This is a genomic window from Nonomuraea sp. B19D2 (genome assembly GCF_040137845.1).
Classification (GTDB): Bacteria; Actinomycetota; Actinomycetes; order Streptosporangiales; family Streptosporangiaceae; genus Nonomuraea.
Map to the genome: position 1 here is coordinate 351366 of NZ_JBEFAK010000004.1, position 23860 is coordinate 375225.

General features: G+C 71.0%; 17 protein-coding genes. 11 read left to right on the plus strand and 6 right to left on the minus strand.

Features of this window, described 5'->3' with window-relative positions; all coding sequences use genetic code 11:
- Nucleotides 1-80: 80 nt before the first annotated feature.
- Nucleotides 81-512 (minus strand): hypothetical protein, encoded by a 432-nt coding sequence (locus ABN273_RS10975; protein ID WP_349448576.1) that lies wholly within the window; start codon nucleotides 510-512, stop codon nucleotides 81-83.
- A gap of 926 nt (nucleotides 513-1438) precedes the next feature.
- Between ABN273_RS10975 and ABN273_RS10980 the strand changes: the two genes are divergently transcribed.
- The 9 genes from ABN273_RS10980 to ABN273_RS11020 all read left to right on the plus strand — a co-directional run bounded on the left by ABN273_RS10980 (nucleotide 1439) and on the right by ABN273_RS11020 (nucleotide 11326).
- The gene (locus tag ABN273_RS10980) at nucleotides 1439-2338 is read left to right on the plus strand and encodes an alpha/beta fold hydrolase (protein WP_349448577.1); all 900 of its coding nucleotides are present in this window, start codon (nucleotides 1439-1441) and stop codon (nucleotides 2336-2338) included.
- Nucleotides 2339-2381: 43 nt separating this feature from the next.
- On the plus strand, nucleotides 2382-3563 hold the full coding sequence (gene moeZ / locus ABN273_RS10985; RefSeq protein WP_349448578.1) for an adenylyltransferase/sulfurtransferase MoeZ: 1182 nt from the start codon (nucleotides 2382-2384) through the stop codon (nucleotides 3561-3563).
- A 47-nt stretch (nucleotides 3564-3610) separates the two neighbouring features.
- A complete protein-coding gene (locus ABN273_RS10990) occupies nucleotides 3611-4327 on the plus strand; it encodes a hypothetical protein (protein ID WP_349448579.1) in 717 nt (238 codons plus the stop codon).
- Nucleotides 4321-5556: a S8 family serine peptidase gene (locus tag ABN273_RS10995; protein ID WP_349448580.1), complete on the plus strand. Its 1236-nt coding sequence runs from the start codon at nucleotides 4321-4323 to the stop codon at nucleotides 5554-5556. The genes ABN273_RS10990 and ABN273_RS10995 overlap by 7 nt, the downstream gene beginning before the upstream one ends.
- 258 nt (nucleotides 5557-5814) lie before the next feature.
- The gene (locus ABN273_RS11000) at nucleotides 5815-6519 is read left to right on the plus strand and encodes a hypothetical protein (RefSeq protein ID WP_349448581.1); all 705 of its coding nucleotides are present in this window, start codon (nucleotides 5815-5817) and stop codon (nucleotides 6517-6519) included.
- 5 nt (nucleotides 6520-6524) lie between these two features.
- Complete coding sequence (locus tag ABN273_RS11005) at nucleotides 6525-7661, plus strand: S8 family serine peptidase (protein WP_349448582.1); 1137 nt, start codon at nucleotides 6525-6527, stop codon at nucleotides 7659-7661.
- A gap of 48 nt (nucleotides 7662-7709) precedes the next feature.
- A complete protein-coding gene (locus ABN273_RS11010; protein WP_349448583.1) occupies nucleotides 7710-8069 on the plus strand; it encodes a hypothetical protein in 360 nt (119 codons plus the stop codon).
- Nucleotides 8057-8371, plus strand: a complete 315-nt coding sequence (locus tag ABN273_RS11015; RefSeq protein WP_349448584.1) for an MGMT family protein — start codon at nucleotides 8057-8059, stop codon at nucleotides 8369-8371. The genes ABN273_RS11010 and ABN273_RS11015 overlap by 13 nt, the downstream gene beginning before the upstream one ends.
- Before the next feature lie 102 nt (nucleotides 8372-8473).
- Entirely contained in the window at nucleotides 8474-11326 is a 2853-nt protein-coding gene (locus ABN273_RS11020; protein WP_349448585.1) for a CDP-glycerol glycerophosphotransferase family protein, read from the plus strand.
- Between the two features lie 13 nt (nucleotides 11327-11339).
- Here ABN273_RS11020 and ABN273_RS11025 read toward each other — a convergent pair whose 3' ends face one another.
- Nucleotides 11340-11963: an NUDIX domain-containing protein gene (locus ABN273_RS11025; RefSeq protein WP_349448586.1), complete on the minus strand. Its 624-nt coding sequence runs from the start codon at nucleotides 11961-11963 to the stop codon at nucleotides 11340-11342.
- A gap of 270 nt (nucleotides 11964-12233) precedes the next feature.
- Between ABN273_RS11025 and ABN273_RS11030 the strand changes: the two genes are divergently transcribed.
- Together ABN273_RS11030 and ABN273_RS11035 are read left to right on the plus strand one after the other, a co-directional pair.
- Nucleotides 12234-15350 (plus strand): ATP-dependent helicase, encoded by a 3117-nt coding sequence (locus ABN273_RS11030; protein ID WP_349448587.1) that lies wholly within the window; start codon nucleotides 12234-12236, stop codon nucleotides 15348-15350.
- A complete protein-coding gene (locus ABN273_RS11035; RefSeq protein ID WP_349448588.1) occupies nucleotides 15344-18622 on the plus strand; it encodes an ATP-dependent helicase in 3279 nt (1092 codons plus the stop codon). Before ABN273_RS11030 ends, ABN273_RS11035 begins: the two co-directional genes overlap by 7 nt.
- Here ABN273_RS11035 and ABN273_RS11040 read toward each other — a convergent pair.
- Genes ABN273_RS11040 through ABN273_RS11055 form a run of 4 tightly spaced genes read right to left on the minus strand, consistent with a single transcriptional unit; the run spans nucleotide 18582 to nucleotide 23693 of the window.
- Nucleotides 18582-19652, minus strand: coding sequence for a type III PLP-dependent enzyme domain-containing protein (locus tag ABN273_RS11040; protein ID WP_349448589.1), 1071 nt, complete (start codon nucleotides 19650-19652; stop codon nucleotides 18582-18584). The two genes, ABN273_RS11035 and ABN273_RS11040, sit on opposite strands and share 41 nt — an antisense overlap.
- Nucleotides 19649-21181, minus strand: a complete 1533-nt coding sequence (locus tag ABN273_RS11045; protein WP_349448590.1) for an IucA/IucC family protein — start codon at nucleotides 21179-21181, stop codon at nucleotides 19649-19651. Before ABN273_RS11045 ends, ABN273_RS11040 begins: the two co-directional genes overlap by 4 nt.
- Nucleotides 21181-22641: an IucA/IucC family protein gene (locus tag ABN273_RS11050; RefSeq protein ID WP_349448591.1), complete on the minus strand. Its 1461-nt coding sequence runs from the start codon at nucleotides 22639-22641 to the stop codon at nucleotides 21181-21183. The genes ABN273_RS11045 and ABN273_RS11050 overlap by 1 nt, the downstream gene beginning before the upstream one ends.
- Nucleotides 22638-23693 carry a siderophore biosynthesis protein gene (locus ABN273_RS11055; protein WP_349448592.1) on the minus strand — a complete coding sequence of 352 codons (1056 nt, stop codon included), beginning with the start codon at nucleotides 23691-23693 and terminating at the stop codon, nucleotides 22638-22640. Before ABN273_RS11055 ends, ABN273_RS11050 begins: the two co-directional genes overlap by 4 nt.
- Nucleotides 23694-23860: the final 167 nt, after the last annotated feature.

The following is a 23860-nucleotide window of genomic DNA, read 5'->3' on the forward strand; positions in this document are numbered from 1 at the left end:
ACCGGCCGGATCCACTTCACGTGAACCGTGGCCGCCCGTGAAGACGGGCACTCATCCCTGCACTGTCAGCGCACGGCGCGTCAGCGCATGCTCCTGCTCTTGTTCTTGTGCTCGAATTCGCGGTGGTCCTTCTCGAACTCGCGCCTCTTGTCCTTCTTGTGATCGAAGTTGAAGTTCTGGTTGTCGTTGAAGACGGTGACGCAGACGTTGCGACGGTTGGTCTTCCAGCCGCCCCCTCCGCCCCGGCCGCAGTGACGGCCGCCGAAGTGGCCGTTGTTGTCGAAGCCGTTGTTGTGGTTGAAGAAGAAGGGCAGGAACTCGGCGAAGTTGTCGTCGTCGTCGTCATCGTCGTCGTCGTCGAAGAAGACGTGCTCGTCGTGGTCGTCGTCGTCGCCGCTGAGGATGGTCCTGCCGGTGAACGCGTCGGCGGCGGTGGCGCCGAGGCCGACCACGCCGCCGGTCAGCAGCGTACTGATGGCGAGGCCCGCCATAACACTCTTGAGGTTGGGCATTTCGTTTTCCCCCTAAAGGATCTGTTGCCCCGTTCTCGACGTTTTCGGATGCCTGAAAACAGGTTCCTGGACGGCTGCTGAAGAGTCATCCGCCGAAAGTCATTTCCGGAGCGGTGGCCAGGCAAACAGGAATCACCCTATTTTGCTATGCATTAACACTCTTATTGCTCGCATTAGACATCTATCCAATGAAATGGCTCGATATGTCCGATTGTTCCGCTATGGAAACGTAGATGACATCGACCGTCGTGCCGGCCGGGCTTTCCTGGTGGCCGTGCCGGCGTCGCGAACGGTGATGTCCTCGTTTGCGATGTCGCTCCCAGGCGCGGAAAAACCGCGAACATATGTATTGCCATGGCGCAGGGTCGCTCGCTCGCGCCAGTGGTGGTGGCGTTCGCATTTCGCCGTAGTGGTGAGGGCAGGCATGCTGACGCGCACCGGTGTCACCGGCGAGATGCGTTATTGCGCCACGGCGGCCATCATTGTCTGGGGTCGGCGTCGTGCCTTCCCTGTGGATGTCTTCCGCTTTTCGCGGTGCCCCGCAATGCCCGCCTTCTCGACTCGCCCGCCGTAAACGGTGAGTGCCCGTGCTGTCACGCTGAGTACCGCTTGGTTGTCATGTTTTCCGGCCTTGACTGCCACAAACGGGGGGCTACAGCTTTTACCGCACTCTTAGTCTGGCATGAGATCCATTAGACATTTATGAAACTAAATAGGCCGATATGTCCGCATTGATTGGAGTGGACGCCGGACCGGAGGAGGTCCGGTGAGCGGCTGCCGTCCGTGGCCTGACCCCATGATCGGGTGCCAAATGTCCGAAAGATGGTCATGAAACCCGCTCTGTACGGATTCCGTGCCCCATCCAGACCTGATGGTTATCGTTGAAGGAACGAGAAGAGGCCTTCGCGGAACGACAAGGAGGACACATGATGGCGGAGCCGATCCCGCACTGGCCGGGACGCATGATCGGCTCGGTGCACGTCCGATCGACGGGCACGGGCCCCGGTGAGCAGGCGGTCTTCGTGCACGGCCTGGCCGGTTCGGCCACCAACTGGACCGATCTCATGGACGAGCTCAAAGACACGGTCACCGGCCACGCCATCGATCTCCCGGGAGCGGGCTTCTCGCCCGCCCCGTCCGACGGCGACTACACCGTCGCCGGCCACGCCAGAGCCGTGACCGAGCTGATGGAGCACACCGGCCCGGCCCACTTGTTCGGCAACTCGCTGGGTGGCGCGATCGCCGTCAGGGTCGCCGCCACCCGCCCCGACCTGGTCCGCTCGCTCACCCTGGTCTCCCCGGCCCTGCCCGACCTGCTCCCCAGGTACGGCCCCGTCCGCATCGCCGCCGCCGCGATCCCCGTGCTGGGCGACTGGGTGGCGAGCCGGCTCCCCCTGGTCCCCGCCGAGCAGCGCATCAACGCCTCCATGGCCATGGTCTGGGCCAACACCGGCAACGTCCATCCCGTACGCCTGCGCGACGCGATCGACGAGCTCCGCAGGCGCGACGACGTCCCGCATTCCGGCGAGGCCATGATCGGCTCAGCCAGGGGCATCGTGGCCGAGTACTTCCGCCGCGGCGAGGCCAACCTGTGGCGCCAGGCGGCCAAGGTCAAAGCTCCGACCCTGATCGTGCACGGCAGACACGACCGCCTCGTCCGGCCCGCCATGGCCGCGAAGGCATACCGTACGTTCCCGCAGGTCCGGCTCGTGCTGCTGCCGACGGCCGGCCACGTGGCGATGATGGAGATGCCGCAGGTCGTGGCGGCGGAAGCACGCAGTCTGATCCGTGAGACTCGATTGGGGAATGCCCCACTCGCCAGCTAGGTTTCAAGGTGAGATAGGACCCCCTGGAACGGGAGCGTAGAAAGTGTCGTTGCCACCCCTGGTCGAGCCGGCCGCAGAGCTGACCGTCGACGAAGTGCGCCGCTACTCGCGCCACCTGATCATCCCCGACGTGGGCATGGCGGGGCAGAAGCGGCTGAAGAACGCCAAGGTGTTGTGTGTGGGCGCCGGGGGCCTGGGCTCGCCCGCGCTGATGTACCTCGCGGCGGCGGGCGTCGGCACCCTCGGCATCATCGACTTCGACGTGGTCGATGAGTCCAACCTGCAGCGCCAGATCATCCACGGCCAGTCCGACGTGGGCAGGCTGAAGGCCGAGAGCGCCGCGGCGTCAGTCCGCGAGATCAACCCGCTGGTCGACGTCGTCATCCACAACACGGCGCTGACCACGGAAAACGTCATGGAGATCTTCTCCGGCTACGACCTCATCGTCGACGGCACCGACAACTTCGCCACGCGCTACATGGTGAACGACGCCGCGGTGCTGCTCGGCAAGCCGTACGTCTGGGGCTCGATCTACCGCTTCGACGGCCAGGCCAGCGTGTTCTGGGCCGAGCACGGACCCTGCTACCGCTGCCTCTACCCGGAGCCCCCGCCTCCCGGCATGGTGCCCTCGTGCGCCGAGGGCGGCGTGCTCGGCGTGTTGTGCGCGTCGATCGGCTCCATCCAGGTCAACGAGGCCATCAAGCTGCTCACCGGCATCGGCGACCCGCTGGTCGGCCGGCTGATGATCTACGACGCCCTGGAGATGAAGTACCGCGACGTCAAGGTCCGCAAGGACCCCGAGTGCGTCCTGTGCGGCAAGAACCCGACGGTCACGCAACTGCTCGACGACTACGAGGCGTTCTGCGGCGCGATCTCCGATGAGGCCGCCGAGGCCGCCAGCGGCTCCACCATCACCGCGCTGGAGCTCAAGGAGATGCAGGACCGCGGCGACAACATCTTCCTCGTCGACGTCCGCGAGCCGAACGAGTACGAGATCGTCTCCATCCCCGGCGCCACGCTGATCCCCAAGGGTGAGTTCCTCAACGGCTCGGCCCTGGAGAAGCTGCCGCAGGACAAGCGCATCGTGCTCCACTGCAAGTCCGGCGCGCGCTCGGCCGAGGCCCTCGCCGTGGTCAAGAACGCCGGGTTCTCCGACGCCGTCCATGTGGGCGGTGGCGTCCTGAGCTGGATCAAGACGGTAAACCCGAGCCTGCCCACCTACTAACGGGTTTCTGGGGAAGTTCCCCGGACGCCCCTATTAAGGTCGATGGGGTGAACTCCGCTCGCCCCTGGCCCACACTCGTGGTGGCCTCCGCGCTGACGCTGGTCTGCGCGGTGGCCGCCGGGGTGGCGGGCAGCGCGGCCGGCACGGAGCTCACCCGCGGTCCCAGCACGGCGGAGCTGCAGGGAGCGGCCAGGCGTGAGGTCGCCGAGCGCTGGCGCACCTGGCCCAGCGGCCGTATCTTCCCCGCCACATTGCCGTACTCCGCCGAGCAGGGCGGGCAGGAACGTGCCAGCAGGATCGGCATCTCGCCCCAGACCTCCTGCGACCCCGTCGACGCCAAGGCGGTCAAGGCGCTGCGCAAGGCGGGCTGCAGGGGCGTGCTCCGGGCCACCTATGTCGACGCGCTGCGCGGTGTGCTCGTCACGATCGGCGTGGTGGCCATGCGCGACGAGCCGGGCGCCGTACGCGCCAGGACTGCCTTCTCCGACAGCGGCAAACCCGTGCCGGGCCTGTATCCGCTGGCCTTCAGCGGCACGGTGGCCGACCGCTTCACCCCTGGCGTGCGGCAGTCAGGTTCGGTACGGCAGGCCGGGCCGTACCTGGTGCTGACGACGGCGGGCCAGGTGGACGGGCGGCCCGCGGGCGCGGCGGACGAGCAGCGGCCCGCCATCTTCGCCTTCGCCACCGAGATCGCCGAGCACGTGCTGACCGACCTGAGCACGCCGAAGATGCCCGCATGCACGGCCAAGGAGTGGCAGTGCTGAGCCTGGGCAGTACGCGGATCATGCTGAGGAGGGGTGCGGCGGTCGCGGCGGCCGGAGTGCTGCTGCTCACGGCTGCGCCCGCATGGGCCGACGACGTGCGCGGGGGTCAGCAGCCGGTCATCAAGACGCTGGAGCTGACCCAGGCGTGGCGCACCAGCAAGGGTCGTGGGGTGACGGTGGCGGTGCTCGACTCCGGTGTCGATCCGCGCCATCGCGACCTGGTGGACTCGGTGCGGGTGGGCAAGGACTTCACCGCGGGCGCGAACCCCCCAGGGGTCGCCCCGCTCCGCCTGCACGGCACGTACATGGCCTCTCTGATCGCCGGTCACGGGCACGGACCCGGAGGAAAACTGGGGATCATCGGCGTAGCGCCCGAAGCGGACGTACTGTCAGTAAGGGTCATCCTCGAGGACGAGGAGCCGGGTTTCCAGGAGTTCAACTCGGCGGAGCGTTTCGAGAACGTGGTGGCCCGGGGCATTCGCTACGCCGTGGACGAAGGGGCAGACGTGATCAACATGTCGATCTCCAAAGAGCTGGCGACCAGGGAGGAGCGGGCGGCCATCCGTTACGCCATCTCCAAGGGCGTCGTGCTCGTGGCCGCCGCGGGCAACGACGGCGACAGGAAGATCGACGCGGACTACGCCCCCTACTCCTATCCGGCCGCGTTCCCCGGGGTCGTCTCGGTGGGGGCGACGGACGGGCGGCTGCGCCGGGCCACGTTCTCCAACTGGAACTCCTCCGTGCTGGTGGCCGCCCCGGGCGTGGACATCATGGGCGCGGGCCCCGGCGACGAGTACTGGGTCGGGCGGGGCACCTCGCAGGCGACCGCGCTGGTCTCCGGAGTCGCCGCCCTCATTAAGGCGAAATATCCGGATATGTCGCCGCCGCTGGTCGCCCGCGCTCTGACCACCGGCGCCACCGACCGGCCGCCGGGAGGGTATGACATCGCCACCGGCTTCGGCGTCGTGAACGCGGCCAGGGCCCTGTCCGAGGCCGGCAAGCTGGCCGGGTACACCGAGGCCGCCGCAGGCTCCCATGCGCAGGACCCCGCCAAGCCGCTGGCGGGCGGCCGGCCGGGCCCCATCAAGGTCATCGCCAGGGACGAGAAGCGCGTCGCGGTCCACGCGGCCATCGCCGCCGCCGCGGCCGTCGGCGCGCTCGCGTCCCTGAGTGTCATATTCATCCTGGTCAGGCGCGTCCGCCGGGCACACAGCGCGCAATGCGCATGATCCGCCTACTAAGGGGGACGAAATAGACACACGGAGGCCATTAAAGAGGATGAGGCGGTGGTGAGGGCTCGTAGGTCGACGTCAGGGCTACCGCGCGCCGGAGGAGAAGGCACGCCGGGACAGAGGAACCCGCTCGGCGCCACTGCCGGCCGGCGGTCCCGCGTCCGTGCTTGGCCGGCGGCGAACTCCCGTACGCGCGCGGCCGTCAAGCAGCGCGCGGAGCTGGACACGCTCCAGCAGGGTGTCCGGTACAGGCGCATGTTCGTGACGCTGCTCAGCGTCATCGTGGTCGTGTCGTCCGTGGTCGTGCTGCTCGGCACGATCGGCCTGTTCGCCGAGACGCGCTCGCGCCCGCTGACCCCCGCCGAGCAGAGCCAGTACCAGCAGGAGGAGATCGCCAGGCGCTGGCAGGCATGGCCGGCGACGGGTGTCTTCCCGGAAGAGGTGAAGTACCTCGGGCTCGACCGGGCCCAGCAGTACGCCAGGCGCGTCGGCATCGCCCCCGAGACCGAGTGCGGCAAGGGCGTGGACGCCTCCGTCGCCGGGGTGCTGCAGAGCCACGGTTGCCTCACGATGCTGCGGGCGACGTACATCGACCAGACGGCCTCGTTCGTGATCACGGTCGGGGTCGCCGTGCTGAAGGACGAGGAGTCCAGGGTCTCGGCCGCCGAGGAGCTCACCCAGGACGACCGCGTGGGCGTGCTGCCCGTCGCCTTCCCCGGCACGATCACCGAACGCTTCGGCCCCGACCAGCGCCAGCGCACCGGCTGGGTGGTCGCGGGGCCGTACATCGTGTTCTCGACGGCGGGCTACGCCGACGGGCGGACCAGGGCCGCGATCCCGCCAGAGGAGATCCTGCACAGCGAGCTGTGGCCGGCCGCCAAGTCCGTCGGAAACCAGATCGCCTACTTCCTCGCGGACCCGCCCAAGGTGCCGCCCTGCACCCAGGGGAACGTGTGCTAGCCGGCGTGCGCGCGCTCACCGCCGCGCTGCTCGTGCTGGCAGGGCCTGCCGCCGAGCCCGTGAGGGAGCAGCAGCAGTGGGTGCTGGACGCGCTCAACGTCGAGCAGGCGTGGAGCGTCACCAAGGGCGAGGGCGTCACGGTCGCCGTCATCGACAGCAGCGTGGACGGCCAGGTCAAGGAGCTGAAGGGCCGCGTGAGCGCGGGCCCCGACATGACCGGCGCGGTGACCCGCCAGATGCCGCCCGGCAGGCACGGCACCGCCATGGCTGGACTGATCGCAGGTTCGGGCGAGGACGACGGGCTGGTCGGCGTCGCGCCCAAGGCGAACATCCTGTCGCTGCCCATGGTCACGGACGACGATCCCGAGGTGGGCGTCCCGCCGGCGCAGGACGACGAGCAGGTCTCGGAGAGCCCGCTGGCCCGGGCGCTGCGGTACGCGGCCAACCACGGAGCCAAGGTCGTCAGCATGTCCATCGGCTCCTACGGCCCGCTCAGGTCCGAGCGCGAGGCCGTCTCGTACGCGCTCGGCAAGGGCGTCGTACTGGTCGCCGCCGTGGGCAACGACGGCATGACCAACTACGCCAAGCAGAACGGCACCTCCTACTGGAGCTTCCCGGCCGGCTACCCGGGGGTCATCGGCGTGGCGGCCACCGACAAGCAGGGCAAGCGGGCCACGTTCAGCAGCGACAACCTCTCCGTGCTGGTGGCCGCGCCCGGCGTGGGCGTGCCCGTGGTCAAGCGCAAGAGCGGCTACGAACTGTCGGAGGGCACCAGCTCGGCCGCCGCGCTCGTGGCGGGCGTGGCCGCGCTCATCAAGTCGCGCTATCCCGACCTGCCGCCCGAGCAGGTCGCCCAGGCGCTGGCGTCGAGCGCGCGGGGCCGGCCCGCCGCGGGATACGACGACCAGACCGGCTACGGGGTGGTCGACGCGGCCGCCGCGCTCAACGCCGCCGAGCGGCTGACCGGCGAGCAACGCAGTGTCGTACCGGGCAAGGAGCACTTCGGGCAGGGCGAGGACTCGCCCGTGCCGACGCGGCCGGGCCCCGACCCGCTGCGGCTGTGGTTGTACGGGGGAGGGGTGCTGGTCGCGCTGGTCATGTTCTGTGGCGCGATCATCGTGCTCAATCAGCGCAAGGAGTGAACCTTTACGATCCGCGCGAAGGGTAAAGTTCCGCTATGGTCCCCCGTCATGGGATACGAGCTGCGGGTGGTGCGCGAGTCGCCACTCGCCTTCGCGGAGCTCGCGAAGGCCATCGCACCGGCCGGTTTCGAGCTGCGCGGATCTGACGAGATCGTGGCCGCACACAGGGGCGGCACGCACGTGGTGGCGCGCTGGCAGAGCCAGCTGATCGGGGAGCCCGGCTCCGACTGGCACGTCGCACAGCTCCTGCGGCTGTCGGCCGCGCTCGGCGCCCGGCTCGTGGGCGAGGACGGAGAGGTCTACGCGCTGCGCGACGGCGTCATCGAGGTCCTGACGGGCGGCAGCGCGATGGAGATCGGCAAGTTCGACGAGATCATCGACGCGGGTCCGGCGGCATGGAGCCCCTGAACCCCTTCGCCGAGCGGGTGCTCGACCTCGTCGAGCGCATCCCGCCCGGCAAGGTCATGGCGTACGGCGACATCGCCGAATACCTCGGCGAGGGCGGCCCCCGGCAGGTCGGCAAGGTGATGTCCACGTGGGGCGGCGGCGTGCCGTGGTGGCGCGTCGTGCACTCCGACGGCACCGGCGCGGCCCCTGACCACCTGCAACGCTGCCTGGCCCACTGGCGCGAGGAGGGCACCCCGTTGCGGGGCGAGCGGGTGGACATGCGCGGCGCTCGCTGGGACGGGCGTTCAGCGGATTTTCAGTAAGGGGCGTGACCTGCTGTTTCGCCGAACCGGCGAACCCGTGACCTGTGACTCCCATTACCATGGGCAGAACACTGATGGCGGCCCGAAAGGCGGTGCCTCCCTATGGCCACCGGCGTCACAGCCCAGAGCCAGGGCGGCGACTCGCTCGCCGACCGCCTGAAGGCTGTCCAGGATCTCTGCGATCGTGGAGAGCCTCTCGAAGCGGTCATGCGAGCGGTCGGTTCCGGCGGTCGCGACGCTGCGTTCGACGCCGAGGTGCTGGGCGGCCCGCTCGGGGCGCGCATGGACCTGGCGGTCAAGCGCGGCGCAGCGCGGCGGCGTGAGATGCTCGATCTCGTCCGGCCCTACCTGGCGGCCGTCGACGCGCGCGTCAAGCGCGATCTGCCGGTCGCGCGGCGCGTCATCGTCCACCTGATCGAGCACCGGCCCGACGAGGAGCTCGTCGAGGGCGAGACGCTGACCAAGGTCGTGACCGCGGCGGCCGAGCCGTCCAAGCGCATCCGCAAGGGCCTGAGCTGGTACGCCGACCTGCCCTTCCGTGACGAGCTCCCGCCCGACCTCTACCGCCTGCGGCGGGCCGACCTCGTGCCGGTGACCCACATCGACGACATCGTCTGGGTCGACGGCAAGCTCCGCGTGACCGGGTTCGCGTACCTGGCGGGGCTCTCCGTCCGCAGCCGCAGGTTCAACTGGGCGACCGTGGTGCTGCGTGGGCCACGCTGGCTGCCGCCCATCCGCATGCGCACGCGCCGCGTGCTCGCGCCCGAGGCCACGCATGGCGCGCGCGAGCCCGGCTGTAACTACGACTGGTCCGGATTCAGCGCCGAGCTGAGCCCGTGGCCGCTGCGCTGGCGCGGCGCCGTGCGCGGCGTGGTGTCCGCCGTGCGGCGGCGGATGCGCCACCGGCCGTCCGTGCCCGACGCCACGACGTGGCGGGCCGAGATCGTGTTCTGGAGCCGGGGTGCGCGGGCCACGGGCCTGCTGCGCGGCTCCTCCGTCGGCCGGCCGGAGCGTCCCGCGGGATTGCGGCTGAAGCCGGGCTGGTGGATCAGGCCGGTGTGGACGTCCGATCGGGCGCTGCAGGTCGTGCTCCAGCCCAACAGGGCCGAGCTGACGGGTGTGTCCGTCGACGGCGAGCGCCTGGAGCTGAAGATCTCCCTGCCGGGGCGCACGGTGACCAAGGGCCACGCCCGGCTCGGCGGCCACCGCATCGCTGCCGACTTCACACCCGCGGGCGACGGCACGCAGGTCGTGGTGGGCCTCGCCGTGTCCGCGCTGCTGCACGAGAAGGACGGGCGGCGGCTCTGGGTCGAGCCCAAGGGCGACCCCGCGGCGTCCGTCATGCTCGCCGACCTGGTGGAGACCCGCACGCCGGTGGGCGACCGCGAGATCACCGTGCTCGGTGACCGCCGCGACCGCGTGGTCGTCTCGGCTCACCGCATCCGCCCGGTCATCACCTCCGCGGTCTGGGACGGATCCGTGCTCGTCCTGCGCGGCCGCTATCCCGACGCTCCCGGGCCCCGCAACCTGACGCTGCGGCACCGGTCCGGGCTGTCCTATCTGCTGCCCATGGAGCGCTCCGGCGAGGAGTTCTCCGTACGCGTCGAGCCGTCGGCCATGGACCGCTTCGGCGAGTCCGTGCCGCTGGCCTCCGGCACCTGGAACATGTCGATCCGGCACCCGTCGGGCGAGATCGTGCCGCTGCGCATGGACCACGCGGCCCTGCCGGGGCTCGACGAGGATCCGCGCACGTTCGACGGGCGCACCTACCGGATGATCTCCACCCGTTTCGATGTGCCGGTGGTGACGGTCGAGGAGGCCCGGCCCGCCGACGAGCGGGGCGTGGCGGGCACCCACGTGCTGCGTCGCGTCTTCTACCCGGCCCAGCGCACGGAGCCGCTGACGGACGCCACCGTCTACGTGGTCAACGACGGGCGGCTCTACGCCGACAGCGTCCGCGCGATCTACGAGGAGCGGCTGCGCCGGGGCGACGACCGCGAACACATCTGGATCGTCAAGGACGGCGCCTTCGTGCCGCCCGGCGGCGCGACCGTCATCCGCGCGGGCAGCCGCGAGCACCACGCCGCGCTCGCGAGGTCCCGCCACATCGTGACCAACTCGTTCCTGCCGGTCTGGTTCCGCGCCCGCGAGGACCAGGTGGTGGTGCAGACGTGGCACGGCACCCCGGCCAAGCACATCGGCAACGACCAGGCCCACATGGCCCGCGACCCGAAGCCGCCGATCTGGCACCGGCAGGCGGCGGAGGTGCGCGGCTGGGACCTGCTGCTGTCGCAGTCGCCGTGGGCGACGCCGGTGCTGCGCAAGGCCTTCGGCTACAAGGGCGAGATCCTGGAGAGCGGCCTGCCGCGTAACGACGTGCTGCACTCTCCCGACCGGGAGGCGCTGGCGGCCGCCGTCCGGGAGCGGCTGGGGCTCGTGGAGGGCAAGCGGGTCGTCCTGTACGCGCCTACGTGGCGGGATTACGACCGCAAGAACGCCATGGTCAAGCTGGACCTGGCCAAGGCGCGCGAGGCGCTGGGAGCCGATCACGAGATCCTGGTGCGGGCGCACCCGATGCAGGCAATGCCCGCCGTTCCCGACATCGCCCACGACGTCACCACTTATCCCGATATCGCGGACTTGTTGCTGGTGGCCGACGTGCTGGTGACGGACTACTCGTCGGTGATGTTCGACTTCGTGTGCACGGGGCGGCCGATCGTCTTCTACGGGTACGACCTGGCGAAATACTCCTCGAAGCGGGGCCTCTACCTGGACCTGGCCGAGCTGGCGCCGGGGCCGGTGCTGTCGACGTCGGCCGAGGTGATCGAGGCACTGCGCTCGATCGACTCCGTCGCCGCCGCCCACGCCGACCGCTACGAGTCCTTCCGCGCCACCTTTGCCCCGCGTGACGACGGCAAGGCGACCGCACGCGTCGTCGACCACCTCTTTTCTTGATCACTCGGTGACGTCAGAAGAGGTCGGGGAGGTCCGGCAGGAGGAAGCGGCGGTCCGGGTCGTAGCCCGTCTCCAGGGGGAGGTCCTCGGCGCGGCGCAGGCCGGTGTGAGGGAGGTGCTCCACCAGGAGGTAGAGGAGTGTCGACATGGTCGTGGCGCAGACGATCTCGCCGTTTTCGATGAGCTTGCGGATGCCTGAGACGTGCACCCACTCCACTCGATCGGCCTCCCAAGGGTCCGCGGGCGGGCCGATGTGGGTGGCGGAGTCGGCGTGGTAGACGTGGTGGAGGCTGTCGGCGAGGCCGTTCGTCGGCTGGATCGACAGGAGCGGGCGCAGCGGCCCGGGACGCCAGCCGGTCTCCTCCTCGACCTCGCGCGCCGCCGCCTCCCGAGGCATCTCGCCCTCGTCCACCCGCCCGAGCGGGATCTCCCATCCCCAGCTGTCGGTGATGAAGCGGTGCCGCCAGATCAGCAGCACCTGGTCCTGGTCGTCGGTGACGACCGCCCCCGCGGCCGGCGCCGTACGGACGAGCCGGTGGTCGAGACGGCGCCCGTCAGGCAGCTCCACCTCGGCGAGGCGAATGTCCAGCCACTGGTCGGCGTACAGCGACCTCTCGGAGTGGACCTGCCACCGCATGCGATCAACCTCCACGCCAGGGCGAGATGTTGACCTCACGTTACAAGGATCAACGCTGCGTAGGCGAGGGCTCGTGATCGCCTGCCAAGCCCATGGCGAACAAGAGGGCGGCGTGTCGCGCAGGAAGCGGAGATTCGTCCCGATACGGTAGGCGGATCGTGTGGGGAGACCGGGCAAGTCGGCACGATCTACCCCTGTGGTCTGGTGGAATCTAGTGCTGTGAGTGGTCAGACCTGGCGGTTGGTGCGGCGTGGCAGTGTTGGCCCTGTTGTGCCCCCTGCGCTCGACGAGCACCAGCGTGCCGTGGTCGCCCACCAGAGCGGCCCGCTGCTCGTTCTCGCAGGCCCCGGCACCGGAAAGACCACGACGATCGTCGAGAGCGTGGTCGACAGGATCGACCGGCGCGGTCTCGACCCCGAGCGGGTGCTCATCCTCACCTTCAGTCGCAAGGCCGCCGAGGAGCTGCGCCAGCGGGTCACCGCCCGCCTGCGCCGCACCACCCGCACCCCGCTGGCCCTCACCTTCCACTCCTACGCGTACGCGCTGCTGCGCCGCGAGTCGGTGCTCGAGGGCAAGGCCCCGCCGCGCCTGCTGACCGGTCCCGAGCAGCTGCTGGAGATCCGCCGGCTGCTCCACGGCGAGCTGGAGAGCGGCGCGCTCGACTGGCCGGTGTCGCTGCGCGAGGCGCTCAAGACCCGTGGGTTCGCCGAGGAGCTGCGCGACTTCCTGTCCAGGGCCAACGAGCGCGGGCTCGACGGCGAGCGGCTGGTCGCGCTCGGCAGGCTGCACGGCAGGACCGACTGGGTGGCGGCGGGCAGGTTCGCCGAGCGCTACCAGGACAGGTTCGACCTCGACCCGGAGGAGACGTACGACTACGCCGAGCTGATCGGGGCCGCCTCCGCGCTGCTGGCCAGGCCGGAGGTGCGCGAGCGGGAGCGGGCGGCGCACGACGTGGTGTTCGTGGACGAATACCAGGACACCGACCCGGCGCAAGAGCTGTTGCTGGCGCAGCTGGCGGGCGACGGCCGCGACCTGGTCGCGGTGGGTGATCCCGACCAGTCGATCTACGGTTTCCGGGGCGCCGACGTGCAGGGCATCATGAAGTTCCCCGAGCGCTTCAGGACCCGCGACGGCCGCGACGCGCCGGTGCTGGCGCTGCGGGTGTGCCGCAGGAGCGGGGCCGACCTGCTCGAGGCCTCCCGCCGGGTCGCGGCCCGACTGCCCGTCGCACCGATGCCCGACCACGCGTACGGGCACGAGCACGACCATCGCGACCTGGCGCCGCTGCCCGAGTCGGAGCCCGGCGACGCACGAGTGCTGCTGGCCGACAGCACCAGTCAGGAGGCGGCGATCGTGGCCGACACGCTGCGCCGCGCGCACCTGATCGACGGGGTGCCGTGGCACCGGATGGCCGTGCTGGTGCGCTCGGCCAAGCGCCAGGTTCCGCTGCTGCGGCGGGCGCTGGTCAACGCGGGCGTGCCCACGATGATCGCGGGCGACGAGGTGCCGATCGCGCAGGAGCCCGGCGTGCGGCCGCTGCTCACCATGCTGCGGGTGGCCCTGGATCCCGTCCAGCTCGACGAGGGCGTGGCTGAGGAGCTGCTGACGGGGCCGCTCGGGGGCACGGACATGATCGGCGTACGGCGCCTGCGCCGCGCACTCAAGATCGCGGAGAACGAGGCAGAGGGGACGCGGTCGTCAGGCGAGCTGCTGGTCGCGGCCGTCCAGGACGTCCGGGAGCTCACCCGCGTGGAGCCCCATGTGGCCCTGCCCGCCGAACGCGTGGCCAAGCTGCTCGCCGCCGCCCGCGAGGCCGCACAGCAGGAGGGCACCGCCGAGGACCTCCTGTGGACCGTGTGGCACGCCAGCGGTTTGGCCGCGCGCTGGAGCGAGCAGAGCCTGCAGGGCGGCCCCAGGGGCGCGCAGGCCGACCGAGACCTCGACGCCGTGGTGGCCCTGTTCGACCACGCGGCCAGGTTCGTGGACCGCATGCCCAAGGCGGGCCCCGAGGTGTTCATCGACGACCTGGCCGCCCAGGAGATCCCCGGCGACACCCTGGCCGACCGCGCCCCTGACGGCGACGCCGTGCGCGTGCTGACCGCCCACCGCTCCAAGGGCCTCGAATGGGACGTCGTGGTCGTCGCGGGCGTGCAGGAGGGCGTCTGGCCCGACCTGCGCCTGCGCGGGTCGTTGCTCGGCGTGGAGGACCTCGTCGAGGTGGTCGAGGGCACCCAGCCGAACGCCGCCTCGCTGGTCTCCAAGCTGCTGGCCGAGGAGCGCAGGCTGTTCTACGTGGCCGTCACCAGGGCCAGGCGCAGCCTCGTGGTGACCGCGGTGGGCGGCGAGGACACCGACGAGCGGCCGTCCAGGTTCCTGTCGGAGCTGATGCCGGGCGCGGTGGAGTCGGCCACTGTCGACGACCGGGCCCGGTGGCTGAACCTGTCCGCGCTGGTGGCCGACCTCCGCAGCGCGGTGACCGATCCCACCAAGCCCCGAAAAATCCGCCAAAATGCCGCCAAGCAGCTCGCCCGCCTCGCCGCCGCGGGCGTCCAGGGCGCCCACCCCAACGACTGGTACGCCCTCACGCCCATCTCCGACGACCGCCCCCTGAGCTGGCCCGGCGACGTCGTCAGCATCTCGCCCTCGGCGGTCGAGAGCTTCACCAAGTGCGGCCTGCGCTGGCTCCTTGAGACGGCCGTCGGAGCCGCCGGCACCAGCACCGCACAGGGCCTGGGCAACATCATCCACGCCCTGGCCGTCCTGGCCTCCACCGACCTGCCCAGCGAGGACCTCCTGGGCGAGCGCCTCGACCAGATCTGGAACGACCTCGACTTCGGCGGCGCCTGGTACAACCGCAAGCAGCGCCAGGTCGCCGAGCAGATGATCGGCAAGTTCCTGCGCTGGCACAAGGAGAACCCGCGCGAGCTGGTGGCCCTGGAGGAGGCGTTCACGGCGATGGTGTCGGAGGGCGTCCAGATCAAGGGCCGCGTCGACCGGGTCGAGCGCGACTCCGACAACCGCGCCGTGATCATCGACCTCAAGACCGGCGGCTCCAAGCCCAAGGCCGGTGACCTCGACCGCCATCCCCAGCTCGGGGTCTACCAGCTCGCCGCGCTGCTGGGCGCGTTCGCGCGGCACGGCATGACCGAGCCGGGCGGCGCCGCGCTGGTCCAGGTCGGCAAGGCGGCGGGCAAGAATGACGCACTGGAGCAGCAGCAGCCACCGCTGTCGGAGGACAAGGACCCCGGCTGGGCCAAGGACCTGGTGGACACGGTCGCGATCGGCATGTCGGGCCCGTTCTTCCAGGCCAAGGTCAACGACGGCTGCCGCACGTGTGCGGCCAGGGCCAGCTGCCCGGTCAACGACAACGGGGGCCAGGTGTGCTGACCCCCGCCGAACTCGCCGACAAGCTCGGCATCCTGCCGCCCACCCGCGAGCAGGCCGCAATCATCGAGTCCCCGCTGGAGCCGATGGTCGTCATGGCCGGCGCCGGCTCGGGCAAGAGCGAGACCATGGCCGGGCGCGTGGTCTGGCTCGTCGCCAACGGCCTCGTCAAGCCGGAGAACGTGCTGGGCCTGACCTTCACCCGCAAGGCCGCCGCCGAGCTGGCCACCAGGGTCAGAGAGCGGCTGAACGGCCTGGCCGAGGCGGGTCTGGTGGAGCCGGGCGCGCTCGACAACGAGCCGACCGTGTCCACCTACCACGCCTACGCCGCCCGCCTGGTCACCGACCACGCGCTGCGCGAAGGTCTCGAGCCGACCATGCGCCTGGTCACGCCCGCCGTGTCGTGGCAGCTCGCCTCGCGGGTGGTGGCGATGTACGACGGGCCGATGGACCGCATCGAGCTGGGCCCGCCGTCGGTCACGGCCGCCGTGCTGGAGCTCGCCGGCGAGCTGTCGGAGCACCTGCGATCGGCCGGCGACGTGCGGCGGGTGGGCGAGTGGCTGCAGGACAGGCACGACGCGCTGCCGGGCAGGACGACCGTGGCCCAGCGCAAGCCGCTCAGCGTCCAGGCCGCAAGGGAGCAGCTGCTGCCGCTGGTGGAGGCGTACGAACGGCTCAAGCGCGGCCGGGAGGTCATCGACTACGGCGACCAGATGTCGCTGGCCGCCAGGATCGCCGCCAACCACAAGGAGGTCGGCGAGATCGAGCGCGCCCGCTACTCGGTGGTCCTGCTCGACGAGTACCAGGACACCAGCCACGCCCAGCTCGTCCTGCTCCGCTCCCTGTACGGCGGCGGCCACCCGGTCACCGCCGTGGGCGACCCCTGCCAGTCGATCTACGGCTGGCGCGGCGCCTCCGCGGGCAACCTCCGCCGCTTCCCGCGCGACTTCCGCACCAGCACCGGCGACGCCGCCGAGGTCCGCCAGCTCAGCGTCAGCTTCCGCAACGGCGACCGCGTGCTCGACGTCGCCGCCCGCGTCCAGCTCCCGCTGCGCATGGAGGCCCGCGAGGTGCCGGTCCTGGTCCCCGGCCCCAACCGGGTCGAGCGCGGCCGCGTCACGTGTGCCTTCCACGAGACCGCCGAGGACGAGGCGAAGTGGATCGCCGACGGCATCGCCAAGATCCTCGGACAGGAGGTCGCACCCGACGGCATGCCCTGGGGCGAGAAGGAGCGCAAGAAGACGCTCGCCATACAGCCCCAGGACGTGGCGATCCTCGCGCGCAAGCGATCGCAGTTCCCCGCGCTGCGCAGGGCGCTCGAAGACCGCGACATCCCGGTCGAGGTGGTCGGGCTCGGCGGCCTGCTGACCGTGCCCGAGGTGACCGACATCGTGGCCACCCTCCGCGTCCTGTACGACCCGACGGCCGGTGACGCGCTGGCCAGGCTCCTGGCCGGGCCGCGCTGGCGCATCGGCCCCGCCGACCTGCGGGTGCTGGGGGAGCACGCCAGGCAGCTGGCCCGCGAGCTGAGCGACAGCGGCCGCGAGGAGGACCCGCTCGACCAGGTGGTGGCCGACCTGGCCGAGGAGCGCGGCAGCCTGGTGGACGCGCTGGACGAGCTGCCCGACAGGGAGGAGTGGCTGGAGCCGCTCTCGCCGCTGGCCCGCACCAGGCTCGTCGCGCTCGCCCACGAGCTGCGCCGGCTCAGGGCGCACACCGCGCAGCCGCTCCCCGACCTGATCACCGAGGTCGAGCGCACGCTCGGGCTCGACGTCGAGGTGGCCGCGCGCAGCGGGACGGCGAGCGCGTTCGCGGCGCGGGCCGATCTGGACGCGTTCATCGACGCGGCGTCCAGGTTCGCGGGTGATGCCGAGGACCCGACGCTCGGGGCGTTCCTGGCCTACCTGCAGGCGGCGGAGAGCGAGGAGTTCGGGCTGGAGGCGGGCCGGGTCGGCGAGAGCAACAGCGTCAAGCTCATGACCGTGCACGCCTCCAAGGGCCTGGAGTGGCCGGTCGTGGTCGTGCCGGGCCTGTCGCAGCTCGTCAGCTCGAAGGGGATGATCGCGACGGGCAGCATCTTCCCCGCCACACCGGTCATGAACAGCCGCTGGACGGAAAACCCGCGCAAGCTGCCCTACGCCCTGCGCGGCGACGCCGCCGACCTGCCCAGGCTGGCCGGGCTGAGCAAGGAGGAGCTGGCCGCGTTCGACGAGCACTGCCGCGAGCGCGACCTGATGGAGGAGCGCAGGCTGGCGTACGTGGCCGTCACCCGCGCCCACTACCACCTGATCGCCTCCGGTTACCGCTGGGGTAGCGCCACCAAGCCCCTGGAGCCGTCCGACTTCCTGCTGGAGATCCGCGACACCGCCGACCGCGTCTCGTTCTGGGCCGAGGAGCCGGCGGATGGCGCCACGAACCCGCTGCTCGCCGAGCCCGCCGAGGCCACCTGGCCGGTCACGCCCGAGGGCCTGCGCTACGAGTCCGTGCTGGACGGCGCCAGGCTGGTCGAGGACGCGCTGGCGGGCACCCTCGCGGACGAGGAGGACGAGCCGCTGCGGGCGTTCGAGGAGGAGCGCCTGCGGGCCTGGGAGCGTGACACCGACCTGCTGCTGCGCGAGCGCGAGCGGTATCACCGCCGGCCGGCCACGACGGTCGAGCTGCCCGCGAAGCTGACCGTGTCGTCGCTGGTCACGCTGGCCGGCGACCCGCGCGAGCTGGCCCGCAGGATCCGCCGCCCCGTCCCGGTCAAGCCCGCGCCGCTGGCACGCCGGGGCACGTCGTTCCACAAGTGGCTGGAGACGCGGTGGGACCAGCAGCGGCTGATCGACGACCTCGAGCTGTACGACGAGGAGCTCGAAGAGGCCGATGTGCGCCTGGCCGAGCTGCAGGAGCGGTTCGAGGCGAGCGAGTGGGCCGATCGGCGGCCGGTCGATCTGGAGGTGCCGTTCGAGACCATGATCGCCGACCGGCTGGTGCGCGGGCGGATGGACGCGGTCTTCGAGCTGCCCGACGGCGGTTACGAGGTCGTCGACTGGAAGACCGGCCAGCCGCCCAAGGGCAAGGCCGCCAAGGTGGCGTCGGTGCAGCTCGCCGCGTACCGGCTGGCCTGGTCGCACCTGGCGGACGCGCCGCTGGAGAAGGTGCGGGCGGCCTTCCACTACGTACGCGCGAACCGCACCGTACGGCCCGTCAACCTGCTCGACGCCGACGGCCTGGTCGCCCTCATCGAGCGGGTCAGCCTCTTAGATAGTGGAACGCCGGCTTCGGATGCATGAGGAAGTCGTGGTGCGAGATGTTCCAGGCGTAGGCGCCGGCCATCTCGAACACCACCGTGTCTCCGATATGCGCAGAGGTCACGATTTTTCGGGAAAAAACGTCTTTTGGGGTGCATAGCTGGCCGACGAAGGTGATCGGCTCGTCCGCCACGCCCGGCCCCTTGCCCGTCGGCAGGATCGTGAACGGCTGGTCGTGGCCCTTGGTCGCCGGGGTGCGCAGGTGGTGCGTGCCGCCCAGCAGGATCGCGTACGCCTCGCCGCGCACCCGCTTCACGTCCACGACCCTGGTCACGTAGTAGCCGCAGTACACGGTCAGCGCCCTGCCGGGCTCGATCCGCAGCGTCCTGCCCCGGCCGAGCGCCGCCAGGCCGCGCCCGTAGCCCGCCCAGTCGAAGCGCGACTCCGGCGCGGCGTACGAGACCCCCATGCCGCCGCCCAGGTTGACCTCCTCGTGCCCGTTGTCCAGCAGGGCCCCGGCCAGGGCCAGGAGCTGGGGCGCGGCCAGGCCGCTGGCCAGGTGGGTGTGCAGGCCGCGCAGCCGTACCCGCGCGCCGAACAGCGGCAGGCACTCGGCCACGCCCTGCTCGTCCATGCCGAACGGCCCGCTCATCGTGAGCGCGGCGCCCTCGACGGGAAGGTCGGGGTTGAGCCTGAGCAGCACGTCGGCCTCCAGCCCGGTGCCGAGGAGGCGGCGCAGCTCGTTCGGGGACTCGACGTGGATGCGGTGGTGCGGCAGGCGCAGCTCGGCGTCGGTCTTGCCGGGGCCGCCGAGCGCCAGCCTCTTGCCCGGGAACAGGGCCGCGACATGCGCGTGCTCGCCCGCCGACGACACCTCGAAGCCGTCCACGTGGCCCGCCAGCACGCGCAGCAGCTCGGCGTCCGGATTGGCCTTGACGGCGTAGTACAGCTCGATGCCCCCCAGCGCCCGCCGTACGGACGCGACGTGCTCGTCCAGCGCGGGCAGGTCATAGAGGTAGGCGGGGGCCTCCGGCAGGCTCAGAGCGGCGTTCTGGACGCGGTCGGAGATCATGCGAGCGGGTTCGCGATCGGGACGTAACCGGCGGCGCGGTCGGCGGCCCTGGCCCAGCGGACGCCCAGGTTCGCCTTGGCGGGCAGCGGCGCCCCGGCCAGCAGGTCCGACAGGGGCAGCGGCCAGCCGAGCTCACCGGCCTGGCGAACGAGCAGGTCGCGGGCGGTCCGCCACAGCTCGCGCAGCAGCCCGTCGTCCGGCCCCGCCAGCGTGGCGGCGATCTCGGTCAGGTGGTTGACGAGCAGGCAGTAGACCACCCGGGCCCAGCCGCGCTCCGCGTCGTAGGTGAGTGCCCGGGCCACCTCGGGGCGCAGGCCGGTGAGGTCGTGGCGGCCCGCGACCAGCTTGGTGCCCTCCAGGTCGCGGAAGACGGCCTGTGCGGGCAGGCCGTCCGCGTCCAGGCCGACCAGGACGTTCTGGAGGTGGGGCTCGAGCACGACGCCGTAGGTGAAGTACAGCTCCAGGACGGGCAGCGCCACAGCCGTCACGTACGCGTGCCACCAGTCGAGCGGGTCCTTCGCCGATGCGTCGAGGGCGAGCGCGGCGGCCAGCACAGGAGTCACGCCGGGGTCGCAGGCCGCCCAGGGGCTCTGCCTGACGATCACGCCCAGGCCCTCGTGGAGCCGGGTGCCGAGGGCGACCGAGCGGTAGCCGGGCTCGGGCAGCCAACGGGTGGCGGGGTGCTTGCCGGATATTTCCTCAAAAATCGGTGCCAGTCGGGACGTGAGCTCCACGGCTCCGGCCAGCTCGTACCAGGCGTTCTTCCGCACGCAGTTCGTGATCCGGACGTCCAGGGAGAACTTCAGGCAGGCCTCCGGCCCGGGGGCGTACACGGTCCGGACGGACGACGTCGGCATGACAGCCGGCCCAGGACCCAGGTCGACCAGTTCGGCCCCGAACGCCGGCCGCAGCAGTTCGAGCTGCCACGGATGCGCCGGGAGCAGCCGGTACCCGGCCGGCGCCGCGCCCATCGCGTCCAGCACCGACACGTCGCCGCCCTCCGCGAGCACGTCCTCCCGCACGCCGAGCAGCCTCACGGGGAACTGGGCGTGCGCCTCAGGTGCGTACCGCAGCCAGCCCTCCCCGCCGCGCGCCTTGGGGCTGGGATGGAACGGATGCCCGTACACCAGCGCCTGCTCCGAGGCCAGCCACGGATCGGCGGGCGGCACGGCCTCCTGCCTGGCCCGCAGGATCGCCGCCACGGCCTCCCGGCTGGCCGCCACCTGCCCGCCGAACTCGCCGTTCTCCCCGTGGAGGTCGGACTCGGCCAGGCGTACCAGCTCGTCGGTGGTCAACGGCTGCCAGGCGCCGTCTTCCAGGCGTTCCGGCCGGCCGTCGAAGCGCAGTGCGGCGCCTCCGTACGTACGGGCCCGCAGCAGCGTGCCGGCCACCCGCAGCAGCAGGTACGGCGGGGCAGGCCACACCAGGCCGCGCGGCCCGGCCACCTCCCGCACGCAGCAGCGCAGCAGGGCCGCCAGCGTCGCCTCCTCGGCCAGGGCGGAGGGCGCGTCGATGGCCAGTCCTTGCATCAAGCTCTCCTCAGATAGTTGGGCCCGCTGGTGCCGTAGAACTTGTTGATGTCGCGTGCGCCGGAACGTTCCTTCGCCACGAGCGTCCCAGCGGTGATCATGGATTTGCCGGTGAGCCTGGCGGCGTCCAGGGTCCTGGCGCGCAGGATCTTGGCCATGGGGTCGTCGCCGTACTCGTCGAGCGCCTCGGCCAGGGTGTCGCGCAGCAGCGCGCCCGCCCGGTCGTGCGGCATCGCCGCGAACGCCACGGCCGCGGCGGCGAGGTGCAGCGTGATGGTCACGAACACGTCGGCCAGCGCGTGCGGATCGTCGGTCAACATCCGCTCGTCGGCGAACTCCGGCACCGCGAGCCCGGCGGCGCGCAACCTCGCGGGCGAGGCCAGCAGCCCGTCGTTGTCCTTGACCAGCAGCCGCATCCGGTCGCCCTGGAAGACCAGGGCGAGATTCTGCTGATGGGCTTCGAGCGCGACGCCGTACCGCACGAAGAGCCGCACGTTCCACCGCAGCAGCATCCGCAGGTAGGCGGGGACCACGTCGCCCAGCTCGGCGAGCACTCCTGGCGCTGCCAGCGCGGCCACCGGCACGATCTCGCCCTCGGGCAGCCGCCTGACCATCCAGGCGAGGTATTCGTGGCCGGAGTGCGCATGGACCTGCTCGTCGGCCAGCAGCACGTCCGGGCCGGCCAGCTCCCGCAGCAGCAGCTCGGCCTTCGCGCCGTCGCCCAACGTGCCCGGCTTGATCGAGCGCCGGTTCCGCATGCCCAGAGTGCTGATCGGCAGGGGGAGCTTGAGATGGGTGCGGGGGGCGATCTCGACGGTCCGCATCGACAGGGTGGGCCGCACGCTCACCCGGGCCTCGTCGAGGACCCGTACCCCGTCGATCTTCCGCACCTCGCCGACGGTCAGCGGATGCACCGGGAACAGCACCTCGTCGCTCTCCCAGGGCGCCACGTCGGCGGGAAGGCGCGTGGCGGAGCCGGGCACCACGACCCAGCGTAGCTCGAACGAGGGCGCGAACTCCGGCGCGTAGGCCAGCAGCTCGGCCTCGGACAATCCCACACGAGCCCGGGAGGTCGGGTAGACGGGATGATCCACGAACGCGGCGAGCGCCTCATAAGAGGGCTTCCGCCCGAGCACCTCGGCGGCGTGCGCGTCGTGCAGCTCCAGGGCGGCCAGCGCCGCCAGGCACTCCTCGAAGAAGGCCGCGACCCCCTCGGAGTCCGCCGGGTCCGCGACCTCCGCCAACGTCTCCAGCACCTGCTCCAGCCCCAGCCGCTCGCCTTCCGCGACCACGAAGTCCTGGAACAGCACCCCGGGGGCCAGCCGTACCCACCGTCCGTCCGCCAGCAGCAGCCCCGCGCCGTCCTTGGTCCGGCTGATCCGGGAGGACAGCCCGCCGTAGTCCTCGCGCAGCAGCGTGTTCAGCACCCGGGCGGCCAGGTAGGCCTCCCGACCGCTCATTCGATCACCCACGGTTGCGCGGCCCGGTAGGCGTCGATCGCCGAGTCCACGACCTCCCGGGAAGGGCCGATGGCCCGTACCACGCCGAGGTAGTCCCGGTTCGTGTGCGTGAGGGAGACAACGTCCCCGACCCGCCGCAGAGGCCGGTGCCACAGCCGGACGTCCCCGTCGACCAGCGCCTCGGTACCGGGAGCGTCCTTGACGGTCCCTGCTCGGTCCGCGACCAGGCTCACCGCGCTCCCGTGTGCTGAGGTTTCCGGAATGTCGGGCGCAGGCTCGCCGAGGTGCACCCGCAGGATCCACTCGAACAGCGGCACGCCGAGCACATCACCGAGAAGGAAGTCGCAATGGTCCCCGATCGCCCGGTAGTTCACCTCGACGATCCGGGGCCCCCCGGGGGTGACCACGTACTCGGTGTGACAGGCCCCGAACCCGACCCCGAGCGCCCGCAACGCGCCGAGCACGTGCTCGTGTGACGCGTCCCGTGGCGCCCAGTCGAGCCGCTCCTCGATGAAGTACGGCAGCGCCCCCAGGATCGTCTCGAACCCTCCGAGCACCCGCACCTCGGCGGAGTCCCCCAGCGTCTCCAGCGTCCGCAGCGGCCCTTGGAGGTACTCCTCGACGACCAGCGCCTCGCCGGGCCGCCGCTTCCTGGCCGCGGCCACCGCCCCGGCCAGGTCGCGTTCGACGAGCATGACGTCCTCGCTGGCCACGCCCTCGCGCGGCTTCAGCACGACTGGATAGGGCAGGCTCTCGGGCACCGGGTCGCCGGGGGCGAGCCGCGTCGACCACACATGCTCGATCCCGGCCTCGAGGAGCCTGCGACGCATCAGGAACTTGTTCTTGGCGGCCACGCACGCCCGCCAGTCCTTGCCGGGCAGCCCGAAATAGGCGGCCGCGAGCGCGGTCTCCGCCTGCAGGTGATCGGAGTTGGTGAAGATCGCGTCCGGCCTGCCGAGGTGTTCGACGGCGTCGATCACGGCCCGCGGGTCGCGTACGTCGCACGCCACCGCGTGCGGATGGCGCTCCGGCCGATCCGTCAGGATCGTCACCTCACAACCCAGCGCCCGAGCAGCGGGCAAGAAGCCATCCGTCACGGAATCTGTTGGTTTGAGCGCGGTCAGATAGAGCCGCAACGCGAAGGCACCCCCGAATTATCAGGTAAGGCTTACCTAACTCATCGATCTTAGCCGCAGAGAGATCACTCAGGGGCCCGGAT